The sequence below is a fragment of the Trinickia sp. genome (assembly GCF_051953955.1).
GTDB lineage: Bacteria > Pseudomonadota > Gammaproteobacteria > Burkholderiales > Burkholderiaceae > Trinickia.
The window spans coordinates 34479-47682 of record NZ_JBQCIF010000116.1; the positions used below are offsets into that span (position 1 = coordinate 34479).

Consider the following 13204-nt stretch of genomic DNA (forward strand, 5'->3'; position numbering starts at 1 on the left):
GTCACGGTTGTGTTTGCTGCTGCGTGCGCTCGCGCAGCTTGAAACGCTGGATCTTCCCCGTCGCGGTTTTCGGTAGATCGTCGACGAACAGAATCTCGCGCGGATACTTGTGCGGCGCGAGACGCTGTTTGACGAACGCTTTCATTTCTTGAGTCAGTGCATCGCTGGCGACCTGACCAGGCTTGAGCACGACGAACGCGCACGTTTTCACGAGGCCGTTTTGCTCGACGCCGATCACGGCCGCTTCGAGCACGGCGTCGTGCGCCGTCAACACCATCTCGACTTCGATCGGCGAGACGTATTGTCCGCTCACTTTGAGCATGTCGTCGCTGCGGCCGGCATAAGCGTAGCATCCGTTCGGCAGCTTCCGATATTTGTCGCCGCTTTTCACCCAGTCGCCGAGGAACGTCGCGCGCGATTTCTCGCGATTGCTCCAATACATGAGCGCCGCGCTCGGCCCTTTGATGAAGAGATCGCCCACTTCGCCGTCGGGAACGAGACGTCCGTTCTCGTCGCGCAGTTCGATCTCGTAGCCGGGAACCGGCGTGCCCGTCGTGCCGTAATGCACGTCGCCGCAGCGATTCGAGAGGAAGATGTGCAGCATTTCCGTGGAGCCGAGCCCATCGAGGATCTCGCAGCCGAAATGCTGCGTGAACCGTTCGCCGACTTCGCGCGGGAGCGCTTCGCCGGCCGATGCGCACACGCGCAGCGCAACGTCGGCTGCCGCCGGGAGATCGGGTGCGCTCATCATGCTCGCGTAGAGCGTCGGCACGCCGTAGAAGATCGTGGGCCGATGCTCGACGAGGCGAGCGAACACGGCCTGAGCCGTCGGGCGCTCGGCCATCAGCACGGTCGTCGCGCCGACCGACAGCGGAAACGTCAATGCGTTACCGAGGCCATAGGCGAAAAAAAGCTTGGCGGCGGAAAACACGACGTCGCTTTCGCGGATGCCGAGTATCGGCTTCGCGTACATCTCGGCGGTCCAATAGAGATTGGCATGCGTATGCACCGTTCCTTTCGGTTTGCCCGTGGAGCCCGAGGAATAGAGCCAAAATGCAATGTCGTCGCCGTTCGTGCGGGCGCCGTCCGCGCGAGGCTGCGCTTCGCCGATCAGCGTTTCCAGGTCGAGGCCCGGTGCTCGCGAGGCAGTGCCGGCCTCATGGCGATACGAAACGATCGATATGCATCTGTCCAGCTGCGCTCGAGCGAGCGCTTCCTCGAACACCGGCACCATCGGCGCCGAGACGACGACCGCTCGCGCACGGCTGTGCGCGAGCATGTAAGCATAGTCGGGCGCGGTGAGCAGCGTATTGACCACGACCGGCACGACGCCGGCATAGAGCGCGCCGAGGAACGAGACGGGAAGATCGGACGAGTCGTGCATCGCGAGCAGAATGCGCTCTTCCTCATGGATGCCGAGCGTGTGCAACGCGGACGCGAATCGCCTGGCGCGCGCTTCGAGCTCGGCATAGGTCGTCACGCCGTGGTCGTCGACGTAGGCGGGCTTTTGCGCCCTCGACCGGTTCAGCGCGAATACGTGCGAGGCGAAATTCAATTGCGCGGGAGGGGCCGGGATCGCATCCGCGCCGGCGGGCAATGTCGTGCGAGTGTCCATGGGTGCTTCGTCTCCGTCCTGGTCTTGATGTTCGGCTTGATGTTCGGCTTGATCTTCGGTCGTCTCGTTCGCCGGGCGCCGTGTCGCTGCGGGAACGCGCAGCGCGCGTGACGGGGCTCACTCGCGCGCATGGCGCACCGTGCCGGCTACGGCTACGCGGGTAGGTTCGCGATGCCGGTCATGCTTTCGATCGCGATTGACGACGCTTGAACGGCCGCTCGCCGGTGATAGAACTCGAGCGCGCGCAATCCGCCCAATTCGGCGCCGCCGCCGGCACGGCCGGGGCCCCCGTGCAGCGACATCGGCATGACGTTGCCGTGTCCCGTCTGACTATCGCGCACCGAGGGCGTGATGCAGTGGACGCGGCCGTGTGTATCGGCCAGTTCCAGCGCGACGGCGCCCACGCGCGCATCGTCGTTCGAGTAGACCGAGACCGCCAGAGAACCGCCTCCGCGCCGTGCCAACTGAACGGCATGCGCTTCGGGCATCGCTTCCGTCGCGAGGCGATAAGGCGCGACGGTGACGACGGGGCCGAAGACTTCGACGTCGTGCATGCACTGCGCCGTGTCGGGATCGTCGACGACGAACAAGTGCGGGGCGATGCAGGCCGCGACGTCGGGGTCGGCATCGACGAGCGGCACGGCCCGGCCGTCGAAAACGAGGCGTGCTTCCCGCGACAGCGCCGCGATGCCGGCCTTGACGCCCTCGAGCTGTGCCCGGTTCACGAGCGCCCCCATTCGTACGGATTCGTTGCGCGGATCGCCGACGCTGATCTTCACCAGTCGTGCCGACAGCGCCGCGAGCACTTCGTCGAGCCATGCCTGCGGCACGAACGCACGACGAATCGCGGTGCATTTCTGCCCGGATTTGACGGTCATCTCGCGCACGACTTCCTTGACGAAAAGCTCGAACGCCTCGGTGCCCGGTGCGCCGTCGCCGCACAGAATCGCGCTGTTGAGGCTGTCGGCTTCGACGTTGAGCCGCGCGCCTCTCGATACGAATGCCTCATGGGTGCGCAGCTTTGATGCGGTTTGCGCCGAGCCTGTGAACGACACGACGTCGAATGCATCGATTCGATCGAGCAGGCCGGCCGCACTGCCGCAGACGATCGAAAGCGCACCGTCGGGCAAGATGCCCGACGCGACGACGTCGGCGACCATTCGGTGCGTGAGCCATGCCGTCGCGGTCGCCGGCTTGACGATGACGGGAACGCCGGAGAGCAGGGCAGGCGCCGCTTTCTCCCAAAGGCCCCATGCCGGAAAGTTGAATGCGTTGATGAAGAGCGCGAGGCCGCGCGTCGGGGTCCAGACGTGTCGAACGCCGAACGAGCGATCCTTCGACAACGAGACATCGGCGCCGTCGCGCAGCACGAATGCGTCGCCGAGCGTTGCGCCATTTTTGGCGAACCACGAGAGCGTGTAGATGCCGCCGTCAATATCGACGGCCGAATCGCTGCGCGTCGTGCCGGAGTTGGCCAAGGCAATGTCGTAGTACGTGTCGCGATTCGCTTGAAGGACCTGGGCGATTTCGCCGAGCATCGACGCGCGCGATGCGTAGGTGTGCGAACGCAGACCCGCACCGCCCGTTTCGCGCGCAAAGCGGAACGCCGCATCGAGATCGAGACCCTCGCTCGACACGCTGACGAGCGCTTCGCCCGTGATGGGATCGGTCAGTACCGTTCCCGGGCCGTTGCCGTCGCGCCATTGGCCGGCTACGTAATTCTTCAGTCGTTCGGTCATGATGCTTCGTGACTCCTTGCAACGTGCGCGCGGCTCGCGCGCTAGCGGGTGAACTCGATGGCGCCTTGCGGCAGCAGGTAGAGGATCAGCGCGGCACCGTTCGAGACGGTTGGGCGATGTGCGCTGCCGGGCTCGTAGACACACCATCCGGCGGGGCGGCCGTCGAACGTCGCGTGCTCCGCGAGCGGCATGATCAGATCGATTTCACCGTTCGGGTGGACGTGGTGAGGGCCGGCGAGGTCTTCCATCCGGACGACGTCGACGGAAAAGTCGTGCGTGCGTGGTGTCGGCTTGACGATGCGGCCGTAGCGGATGCCGCCTGCCTCGCGGTTGCACAACCAACCTTCGGCGGCGCCCGTTCGGCAGGCCTGCGCAAGCTGCTCATAAGTGGGGCTGCCCGCCGGCCACGTTTCGTTGAGCCAGCGATCGAGCGTGCCGTCGAGCACGCGCCCAGCGAGCGGCGCGGTCACCTCGGCTATGAGGTATTCGAAATCCTCGGGCGACATCGATGTCTCCTTCCTAGCTTCTCGAATCGTATGAAGGTGCACGTTAGTGCACGCGAGGTGCCGCTCATTGCCGCATCCCACCGTTTCCGCGAAAATTAGCCGTATCGAATCGATGTGTCAAGCACTATAGTGCGTGTTGTCGGAAGAATATAGGGTAAAACATGAAGCAAAATTACACTGTCGTGGCGGAGGGCAAGGGCGCTGAGCGCCAGGCTAGCGACATGGAAAGCGAGAGCGGCGAGGCGGAGCGCACCGAACGAGATCCGTTCATGGCCGCGATGGGAGAGCGCGTCCGTCTGCTGCGCGCGCGCCGCGGGATGACGCGCAAAGCGCTGGCGGGAGAGACGGGCCTATCCGAGCGGCATCTGGCCAACCTCGAATCGGGTATGGGCAATCCTTCAGTGCAGGTGTTGCGCCAGATCGCCGCGACGTTGAATTGCCCGCTCGCCGAAATCATCGGCGACGTGACCACGTCCTCGTCCGAATGGATGCTGATCCGCGAGCTGTTGCAAGGGCGCGATCCCTCGGCGCTGCAGCGCGCGCGCGCGGCGTTGGCGCAACTGTTCGAGCAAGCCCCCGCGGACCCCCATCGGCGAGAGCGGATCGCGCTCATCGGGCTGCGCGGGGCCGGCAAATCCACCCTTGGGCGCATGCTCGCCCAGGAGTTGAAGGCGCCCTTCATCGAATTGAATCGCGTCATCGAGCAACTGGCCGGTTGTTCGCCGTCGGAAGTCCATTCGCTGTACGGCGCGAGCGCGTACCGCCGCTACGAGCACCGGGCGCTCGAAGCCGTGATTGCCGAGCATCCGCGCGCCGTGATTGCATCGCCCGGCGGGCTCGTCTCGGAGCCGTCCACGTTCAGCATGCTGCTCGCGCACTGCTTCACGGTCTGGCTGCAGGCGACGCCGGAAGAACACATGCGCCGCGTCGTCGCACAAGGCGACCTGCGGCCGATGTCGGGCAATCGCGAGGCCATGGACGATCTGAAGCGCATCCTGGCAGGCCGCGGCGAACTCTATGGCCGTGCCGACATGGCATTCGACACGAGCGACAAGACGCTGGCCGATGCCTATCTGCAATTGCGCGATCGCATTGCCGCGCGTTTGGGCGCCGAGATGGAATGAGCGGGCGTCGACGCGACGCCGCGCGCCTACTTCGCGTTTACCCGGGAAGAAGCGAAAACATGCACTAAAGTGCTTTACATGATCCTGGTGATGCACTATCGTTCATTGCAACGATGCAGCTCACTAGGAGAAAGGCATGCTCACACCGGAGACGGACGTCAAAGCGGCGCAGCGCGTCGATTACCGCACAGATCCTTCGCAGTACAAGCATTGGACGCTCAGCTTCGAGGGGCCGGTCGCGACCCTGGGCATCGATATCTCCGAGGACGGCGGTATTCGCGACGGCTACAAGCTCAAGCTCAATTCATACGATCTCGGCGTCGACATCGAACTGCACGATGCGTTGCAGCGCATCCGCTTCGAGCATCCCGAAGTGCGAACCGTCGTCGTCACGAGCTTGAAGGACCGCGTGTTCTGCTCGGGTGCCAACATCTTCATGCTCGGGTTGTCGACGCATGCCTGGAAGGTCAACTTCTGCAAGTTCACGAACGAGACGCGCAACGGCATCGAAGACACGTCGCGCCACTCGGGCCTCAAGTTCATTGCGGCCGTCAACGGCGCCTGCGCCGGCGGAGGTTATGAACTTGCACTCGCCTGCGACGAGATCCTGCTCGTCGACGATCGTTCGTCGTCGGTCGCCTTGCCCGAGGTGCCGCTGCTCGGCGTGCTGCCCGGAACGGGCGGGCTCACGCGGCTGACCGACAAGCGCAAGGTGCGGCATGATCGCGCCGACATCTTCTGCACGATCGTGGAGGGCATTCGCGGAGAGCGCGCGAAGCAATGGCGGCTCGTGGACGACGTCGTCAAGCCCAACCAATTCGGCCAGGCCGTGCAGGCGCGCGCTCTGGAGCTCGCGGCGCAAAGCGACCGTCCGTCGGGTGCGAAAGGCATCGCGCTTGCGCGGATCGAGCGCAGCGACCGGGAAGACGGTATCGACTACGCCACGGTGAACGTCTCGATCGATCGTGCCAAACGCACGGCCACGTTCACGGCGAAAGCGCCGAGCGGCCCGCAGCCGTCGACGATCGAGGCCATCGTCGAAGCGGGGGCGGCATGGTGGCCGTTGCAATTCGCGCGCGAGCTCGACGACGCGATTCTTTCTATGCGCACGAACGAGCTGGACGTCGGCACCTGGATCTTCAAGACGTCGGGCGAGGCGTCCGCCGTGCTCGCGGCCGATGCTGCGTTGCTTGCGCACCGCGATCACTGGTTCGTGCGCGAGACGATCGGGATGCTGCGGCGCACGCTCGCACGCATCGACGTCTCCTCACGCTCGCTGTTCGCGCTGATCGAGCCGGGCTCGTGTTTCGCGGGCACGTTCGCGGAACTCGCGTTCGCTGCGGACCGCACCTACATGGCGGCACTCCCGGCGAACGAAGAAGAAGAGCCTGCGATCACGCTCTCGGAAGTCAATTTCGGTCTCTTCCCGATGGTCACGCATCAGTCGCGCCTTGCGCGGCGGTTCTATGAGGAGGCCGCTGCCATCGAGGCCGTGCGGGCCAAGATCGGCACGCCCGTGCACGCGCTCGAAGCCGAGCGCCTCGGGCTCGTCACCGCCGCGCCGGACGACATCGATTGGGCTGACGAGATCCGCATCGCGCTCGAAGAGCGGGCCGCGATGTCGCCCGACGCATTGACTGGCATGGAAGCGAACTTGCGCTTCAACGGACCGGAGACGATGGAAACGCGCATCTTCGGGCGCTTGTCCGCCTGGCAGAACTGGATCTTCAATCGGCCGAACGCCGTTGGGGAGAAGGGCGCGCTCAAGGTTTATGGAAAAGGCAGCAAGGCCCAGTTCGACGCTGCCCGCGTTTGACCGGCCGCTCCGGCGCCCCGTCGCGCTCCGTCTCGATACGCAACAGGAATCCGTCATCATGTCCACGATCGACTACAGCCAAAAAATCCCCAACAACGTCAATCTAGCCGACGACCGCACGCTGCAGCGTGCGCTCGAGCAATGGCAGCCGAACTTCTTGTCCTGGTGGGGCGATATGGGCCCCGATGGCTCGCACGACTTCGACGTCTATCTGCGCACCGCGGTGAGCGTCGAAGCTGGCGGCTGGGCGCACTTCGACTACGTGAAGATGCCCGACTATCGCTGGGGGATTTTTCTTTCGCCCGGTGACGCCGACCGCAAGATCCACTTCGGCGAGCACAAGGGCGAAGCCGTCTGGCAGGACGTGCCGGGCGAGCACCGCGCGAACCTGCGCCGCATCATCGTGACGCAGGGCGACACCGAGCCGGCATCCGTCGAGCAGCAGCGTCACTTGGGCCTCACGGCGCCCTCGATGTACGACTTGCGCAACCTGTTCCAAGTGAACGTCGAGGAAGGCCGGCATCTGTGGGCGATGGTCTACCTGCTGCACCGGTACTTCGGCCGCGACGGGCGCGAGGAAGCCGAGGCGCTGCTCGAGCGCCGTTCGGGCGATGACGACAACCCGCGCATTCTCGGCGCGTTCAACGAGCGCACGCCCGACTGGCTGTCGTTTTTCATGTTCACGTACTTCACCGATCGCGACGGCAAGTTCCAACTGTCGGCGCTTGCCGAATCGGGCTTCGATCCGCTCGCGCGGACCACGAAGTTCATGCTGACCGAGGAAGCGCACCACATGTTCGTCGGCGAGTCGGGCGTCTCGCGCGTCGTGCAGCGCACGGCGCAGGTGATGAACGAGCTCAAGACCGACGACGTCGCGAAGTTGCGCGCGGCAGGTGTCATCGATTTGCCGACGATTCAGCGCTACCTGAACTTCCACTACTCGGTCACGATCGATTTGTTCGGCGCGGATCAGTCGTCGAATGCCGCGACGTTCTACAACTCGGGACTCAAGGGGCGCTATGAGGAATCGAAGCGCGAAGATGATCACCAACTCGTCGGGCAGGCTTACAAGCTGCTCGACGTGGAGGGCGACAAGCTCGTCGAACGCGAAGTGCCGATGCTCAATGCCATGAACGAAGTACTGCGCGACGATTACATCAAGGACTCGGTGGCGGGCGTCAATCGTTGGAACAAGGTGCTGGAGAAGGCTGGCATCGACTTCCGCCTGACTGTGCCGCACAAGGCGTTCAACCGGCAGATCGGGACGTTCGCGGGCGTGCGCGTTGCGCCGGACGGCCGCATCGTGAGCGAAGCCGAGTGGACGGCGAACGAGGCCAAATGGCTGGCGACGCCGGAAGACCGCGCCTACGTCGCTTCGCTGATGGGGCGCGTGGCGGAGCCCGGCAAGTTCGCCAACTGGATCGCGCCGCCCGCGATGGGCATCAACCGACAACCCATCGATTTCGAATACGTGCGATTCAATTAAAACCGATCGTACTCGCCATCATGAACATGCCCGTCGTCCCCATGGAAGTGCTCAAGCAGCACCTGATCGATCCCGAGATCTGCATTCGCTGCAACACGTGTGAAGAGACGTGCCCGATCGATGCGATCACACACGACGAAAACAACTACGTGGTGAAGGCGGATGTCTGCAACGGGTGCATGGCATGCATTTCGCCGTGCCCGACCGGTGCGATTGACAATTGGCGTACCGTGCTCAAGGCCGAAGCCTATGGCATCGACGAGCAATTCACGTGGGACGAACTCCCGGCATCGAAGCCGCTCGAGGAGGCCGCCGCGCTTTCGGAGCAAGCCGCCTTCGCCGCCGAGGGCGATGCCGATCCGCACGCGCTAGTGAGCGGGGCGCTCGTGCCGCCGTGGTCGGCGGCGAAACCCTACGTCAATCTCTATACGCACAAGTCGCCGTTGACGGCGACGGTCGTGGGCAACTATCGGCTGACGGACGAATCGGCGCCGCGATCCACGCCGGCCGCCGACATCCACCACATCGTGCTCGATTTCGGCGCGACGCCGTTCCCCGTGCTCGAAGGCCAATCGATCGGAATCCTGCCGCCCGGCACGACGGCGGACGGCAAGCCGCATCATGCACGCCAATATTCGATCGCGAGCCCGCGCAATGGCGAGCGCCCTGGCTACAACAACCTGGCGCTGACGGTAAAGCGCGTGACGCAGGACCACGCAGGCAATGCGGCCGACGGCGTCTGCTCCAATTATCTGTGCGACCTGAAAAAAGGCGATACGGTGACCGTGATCGGGCCGTTCGGCGCCACGTTCCTGATGCCCAATCATCCGAACTCGCATTTGCTGATGATTTGTACCGGCACGGGCTCGGCGCCGATGCGGGCGATGACGGAATACCGCAGGCGCCGCCGCATGAAGGGCGCGACGGGCAAGCTCATGCTGTTCTTCGGCGCGCGCACCAAGGAGGAGTTGCCTTACTTCGGGCCTTTGACGAACTTGCCGAAGGACTTCATCGATACGAATCTGGCTTTTTCGCGCACGCCCGGCCAAGCGAAACGCTACGTGCAGGACGCGATGCGGGAGCGGTCCGCCGACGTGGCGCAACTGTTGAAGGACGACCAGACGTACATCTACGTTTGCGGCTTGCGCGGCATGGAGGAGGGCGTACTGCAGGTGCTTCGCGAAATCGCCGAGGATCATGGGCTCGGTTGGCCCGCGCTCTGGGAGCGGCTCAAGCGCGAGGGGCGATTGCATCTCGAGACGTATTGAATTGCGGACGATGGAGGCGTGAAGCCTGATTTTTAGTAGAAACTGCCTAATTCGCGCGTTTTTGCGCGGCAATAAAATACTGACCGTTCTGGTCGATATCGGCGGGATCGACCCTCGGCCGAGTTTTTCGTCGAATCGCAGTTCGGATCGATGTGCATAATGCGTTAAGATTCGGTTTTCGGTTGGATCCAATACGGGCAGGCAGACGTTCGAGTGCGTTCGGTGTAATGCGGCGCAGCGCCCGGTCATGGTCCTATGGTGCACGCTATCGGCGGTTCGTTCTCCACGCGGGAGCGGCTTTTTCGATGGGTCGGTGCGCTTGCAGGAATACTGGAATCGCGAACACGCACCATGTACTCGTTATTGCCTGCCTTCGTATCGGCGCTGTTTCTCGGGTTCGGCATCTATGTGTTGGTTACCGTCGGTACGACACGTATGTCCGTCCCTTTCATCGCCATGTGCGCGACGACCTTCGTTTGGCAGGGAACGTGGGCATTTCTGTTCCAAACGACGAATCCGAGCGTTGCGAACCTGCTCGTCAAGGGCGGCTACCTATTCATTTTGTTTCTGCCGACGACCTTCTATCACTTCGTGAAAGAAGTAGCGTCATGTCCCGGTGAACGGCCGTTGCTGCTGGGATCTTACTTTCTCTGCGCATTGCTGGGCATCCTCGTCGTGACAACCGATCAAGTCGTCAATGGCTTCATCGCCCATTCTTTCGGCGATTACCCGCGCGCGGGACGGCTCCATCCGATTCACGTCGCGCAAACGATTTTTCTCGCGGGACGCAGCGCTTGGCTGTTGTTCAAAGCGAGGCGCAAGGCGGATTCGTCGAGTTCTCGAAAACTGCTCGATCTGTGCTTGATCAGTCTCGGCCTATATTCGCTCGCGGCCACCGATTACGCCGTCAACTACGGCTTCGACTTCTATCCGCTCGGCGTCGCGTTCATTACCGTCAGCCTGGGGCTGCTGGCCGTGTCGATCATCCGCTATGGCCTCATGGGGCCGCGGCTCGTGCTCGCGACGGTCGCTCACGAGGTCGCGTCGCCGCTCGCCACGATCGGCCTGCACGCCGACGAATTGCGCCACGTGCTTCCCGAACTGATGCGCGGCTACCAATTGGCGGTGCAGTACCAGTTGTGTGGCGACACCTTGTCGATGCTCGACGAACCGGACAGAGTGCCGGCGCTCGCGTCCGCGATTCGGCGCCAGGTCGACAGCACGAGCACCGTCATCGAAATGTCCTTGGCGTCGCTCACGATGAATCGGCTCGATAAACGCTGTTACGCCGTGCATTCGATCCGCGCGTGCGTCGAGTCGGCGCTCGATCGCTTTCCGTTTCGCGCGGGAGAGCGAGAACTCGTGTCGGTGGTATCGGTCGATCCCGAGATTCGTTTCTCCGGATCGGATTCGCTTCTCGTCTTCGTCTTGATCAACTTGCTGAAAAACGCCATTGCGGCCATCCATGCCGCGGGCAAAGGCTGCATCGAGATCGGCGCGCATCGGGCCGGCGGCTTTTGCGTGCTGCGCTTTCACGACAGCGGGTCCGGGATCGCCCCCGACGTCTTGCCGCGCATCTTCGATCCGTTTTACTCGACGAAAGCGCACGGACGAGGAGCCGGGGTAGGGTTGACGTTTTGCCGGCGCGTCTGCGAAGCGTTGGGCGGCAGCATCTCGTGCGAATCGACGCTCGGCGTGAGCACGACGTTCACGTTGCGTTTGCCGGAGCCGGGTTCGGCGGCAGATCGTGGCGTGCACGACCTGCCGCCTCCGCCGCGCTATTGCGCCGGATGACTACTTACATCGCGTGCGTTGGCACAATCAATTCGCCGCCGGCAGCGTCACGGCATACTCCATGACGCGGTCGATAATGCCAGCAGGGAAGCGCCGGATCCGCTTATCGTGACCGGCAAACAGAATTTGCTGATATCCCATGGAGACGGGGCGGCCGTCCACGTAGAACCGGAACAGCAAATAGGCCGAGCATTGCTTCACCTTGAACGTATTGAGATAACAATCGACGCGCTGGAACGGAAACGTCTCTTGAACATATTCCTGATGGGCGCGCTTGGTGATGAAGGTGCCGCCGGCCCCGAGCAGATTGTTGTCGATGCATTCGAAAAACCAGCGTTCACGGCATACTCCCTGCCATTCGAAGTAGCGGGCGAAGTAAGTGTTGGCAAAGGCATTGGAGTCCTTGAGGTAAATATCGATGGTGTGATGAAACGTCTTGCACTCTCTGACATCGAGCGATCCGGACGTCAAAAGCGAAGCAGCGTTGGTCAACTGTTGGGGAACTGCATCTCGCGTCAACATAAAAATCTTCCTTGCAAAAAACGCTACTGGCGGTAGCGGCGCATTCGCCCAATCTTGGGGAATGCACGATTTTTACCGGGTTTATCGTTTGCAGCCTTTGCCGCGGAAGGATTAGGGATGGACGTTCAATTCGGATTTGTCTGTGGAAAGCGCTGCGGATATGCCATAATTGTCGCCGGCGAGCGCTACCGCGCCGCGGCATTAGCCGAAGACGGTTCGCAAGGAAACCTGAAAATTCTCTTTATCAGAGGTCGATATGAGTTCGTTCGTCAGGCAACCGCTGTTTCACCCTCTGTCAGTCGTTTTCGTCGATGACAGCGCGGATTTCCTGAGCGGATTGCGCGGCATCTTTCGGGATCGCATCCTGAATCGGTTTTTTACGGATCCGAGAGCGGGGCTCGCGTATATCTCGTCGCGCCAGCGCGAAGTGCCCGGCCTCTTGCTTTCGGGTTCGGATTATTCGGAAATCGAGAAAGGCGGCGGCAACGCGCTGGGCAATGACCCGCTCGAAGACGACAGCCGCTTCGAGGAAATCGCTGCCGTCGTGGTCGATTACGAAATGCCCGAGATCGACGGCATCCGGTTTCTTTCGTCGATTCACGATGCCGCCTGCACCAAGATTCTGCTCACGGGCGTCGCCGGCGATAGGGAGGCGGTGGATGCGTTCAACGCGGGGCTCATCGATTTCTATCTGCGCAAGACCGACGCCGACATGCCGGCCAAGCTCTCCGGCATCCTCGCGGACGCGAAGAAAAAACATTGCAGGCTCAGGGGGCAGGTCGGGGTGCACGACGTGGGCTCGACCTACTGCGATGCGAGGGTGATCCGATTGCTCGATGATCTGGCCGCGCGCGAAGGCTATGTCGAATACTACTGGCGGCCCGCGCAGAACGCCGTGCTGATGCTGGACGAGCAGGGCCGTGCCGGTGTTTTCGTCGCATGGGACGAGGACGAATGGGCTTTTCAGTGCGATACCGTCGTCGATGCGGGCGGGCCTGACTGGTTGCGCGAGGGCATGGAGCAGCGTCGGATCATGCCGCTGTTTTGGCCGCACGAGGCTTATCGAGCCGGTTTGTCCGACATTCCGACGACGCACATGCGCCCGGTTCCCGAATGGGACGGCGCGTTCTACAGCATCACGCGGCTCGATCCGTCGCAACTCGAACCGAGTGTGCTGACCTTCGCGGCGTGGCATCGAGCGAAGCAAGAATTGACGAGGATAGCCGGTATCGCCTAATGCGCCATGCGCACCAATATCTGGCTCAGATAGTCTTACTGTTTCATGAGCGCGATGCGCGGATCGAGGTCGATCGCGCGTGGGCCGCGGTATTCCT

10 protein-coding genes are annotated in these 13204 nt (G+C 62.7%); 6 read left to right on the top strand and 4 right to left on the bottom strand.

Features of this window, described 5'->3' with window-relative positions:
• Position 1 precedes the first annotated feature (1 nt).
• The 3 genes from ACTHNZ_RS21490 to ACTHNZ_RS21500 all read right to left on the bottom strand — a co-directional run bounded on the left by ACTHNZ_RS21490 (position 2) and on the right by ACTHNZ_RS21500 (position 3860).
• Positions 2-1615: a benzoate-CoA ligase family protein gene (locus tag ACTHNZ_RS21490; protein WP_440544604.1), complete on the bottom strand. Its 1614-nt coding sequence runs from the start codon at positions 1613-1615 to the stop codon at positions 2-4.
• Positions 1616-1767: 152 nt separating this feature from the next.
• Positions 1768-3354: a 3,4-dehydroadipyl-CoA semialdehyde dehydrogenase gene (locus tag ACTHNZ_RS21495; RefSeq protein ID WP_440544605.1), complete on the bottom strand. Its 1587-nt coding sequence runs from the start codon at positions 3352-3354 to the stop codon at positions 1768-1770.
• A gap of 41 nt (positions 3355-3395) precedes the next feature.
• Positions 3396-3860 (bottom strand): DUF4863 family protein, encoded by a 465-nt coding sequence (locus tag ACTHNZ_RS21500; protein WP_440544606.1) that lies wholly within the window; start codon positions 3858-3860, stop codon positions 3396-3398.
• Positions 3861-4081: 221 nt separating this feature from the next.
• Between ACTHNZ_RS21500 and ACTHNZ_RS21505 the strand changes: the two genes are divergently transcribed.
• From ACTHNZ_RS21505 to ACTHNZ_RS21525, 5 genes are all read left to right on the top strand, one after another.
• Positions 4082-4984, top strand: a complete 903-nt coding sequence (locus tag ACTHNZ_RS21505) for a helix-turn-helix transcriptional regulator (RefSeq protein WP_440544658.1) — start codon at positions 4082-4084, stop codon at positions 4982-4984.
• Between the two features lie 136 nt (positions 4985-5120).
• Positions 5121-6800, top strand: a complete 1680-nt coding sequence (gene boxC / locus ACTHNZ_RS21510) for a 2,3-epoxybenzoyl-CoA dihydrolase (RefSeq protein ID WP_440544607.1) — start codon at positions 5121-5123, stop codon at positions 6798-6800.
• 58 nt (positions 6801-6858) lie between these two features.
• Complete coding sequence (gene boxB / locus ACTHNZ_RS21515) at positions 6859-8286, top strand: benzoyl-CoA 2,3-epoxidase subunit BoxB (RefSeq protein ID WP_440544608.1); 1428 nt, start codon at positions 6859-6861, stop codon at positions 8284-8286.
• 20 nt (positions 8287-8306) lie between these two features.
• Positions 8307-9554 (top strand): benzoyl-CoA 2,3-epoxidase subunit BoxA, encoded by a 1248-nt coding sequence (boxA, locus tag ACTHNZ_RS21520; RefSeq protein WP_440544609.1) that lies wholly within the window; start codon positions 8307-8309, stop codon positions 9552-9554.
• A 351-nt stretch (positions 9555-9905) separates the two neighbouring features.
• Positions 9906-11348 carry an ATP-binding protein gene (locus ACTHNZ_RS21525; protein WP_440544610.1) on the top strand — a complete coding sequence of 481 codons (1443 nt, stop codon included), beginning with the start codon at positions 9906-9908 and terminating at the stop codon, positions 11346-11348.
• A gap of 27 nt (positions 11349-11375) precedes the next feature.
• Here ACTHNZ_RS21525 and ACTHNZ_RS21530 read toward each other — a convergent pair whose 3' ends face one another.
• On the bottom strand, positions 11376-11870 hold the full coding sequence (locus ACTHNZ_RS21530; RefSeq protein ID WP_440544611.1) for an acyl-CoA thioesterase: 495 nt from the start codon (positions 11868-11870) through the stop codon (positions 11376-11378).
• Between the two features lie 256 nt (positions 11871-12126).
• Here ACTHNZ_RS21530 and ACTHNZ_RS21535 point away from each other — a divergent pair, with 256 nt between their 5' ends.
• The gene (locus ACTHNZ_RS21535) at positions 12127-13107 is read left to right on the top strand and encodes a response regulator (protein ID WP_440544612.1); all 981 of its coding nucleotides are present in this window, start codon (positions 12127-12129) and stop codon (positions 13105-13107) included.
• The last annotated feature ends 97 nt before the right edge of the window (positions 13108-13204 follow it).

What these genes read in the sequence shown, in the direction of transcription:
- ACTHNZ_RS21490 (WP_440544604.1), bottom strand. Translation starts at nt 1,615, where the DNA reads ATGGACACTCGCACGACATTGCCCGCCGGCGCGGATGCGATCCCGGCC.
- ACTHNZ_RS21495 (WP_440544605.1), bottom strand. Translation starts at nt 3,354, where the DNA reads ATGACCGAACGACTGAAGAATTACGTAGCCGGCCAATGGCGCGACGGC.
- ACTHNZ_RS21500 (WP_440544606.1), bottom strand. Translation starts at nt 3,860, where the DNA reads ATGTCGCCCGAGGATTTCGAATACCTCATAGCCGAGGTGACCGCGCCG.
- ACTHNZ_RS21505 (WP_440544658.1), top strand. Translation starts at nt 4,082, where the DNA reads ATGGAAAGCGAGAGCGGCGAGGCGGAGCGCACCGAACGAGATCCGTTC.
- boxC (WP_440544607.1), top strand. Translation starts at nt 5,121, where the DNA reads ATGCTCACACCGGAGACGGACGTCAAAGCGGCGCAGCGCGTCGATTAC.
- boxB (WP_440544608.1), top strand. Translation starts at nt 6,859, where the DNA reads ATGTCCACGATCGACTACAGCCAAAAAATCCCCAACAACGTCAATCTA.
- boxA (WP_440544609.1), top strand. Translation starts at nt 8,307, where the DNA reads ATGAACATGCCCGTCGTCCCCATGGAAGTGCTCAAGCAGCACCTGATC.
- ACTHNZ_RS21525 (WP_440544610.1), top strand. Translation starts at nt 9,906, where the DNA reads ATGTACTCGTTATTGCCTGCCTTCGTATCGGCGCTGTTTCTCGGGTTC.
- ACTHNZ_RS21530 (WP_440544611.1), bottom strand. Translation starts at nt 11,870, where the DNA reads ATGTTGACGCGAGATGCAGTTCCCCAACAGTTGACCAACGCTGCTTCG.
- ACTHNZ_RS21535 (WP_440544612.1), top strand. Translation starts at nt 12,127, where the DNA reads ATGAGTTCGTTCGTCAGGCAACCGCTGTTTCACCCTCTGTCAGTCGTT.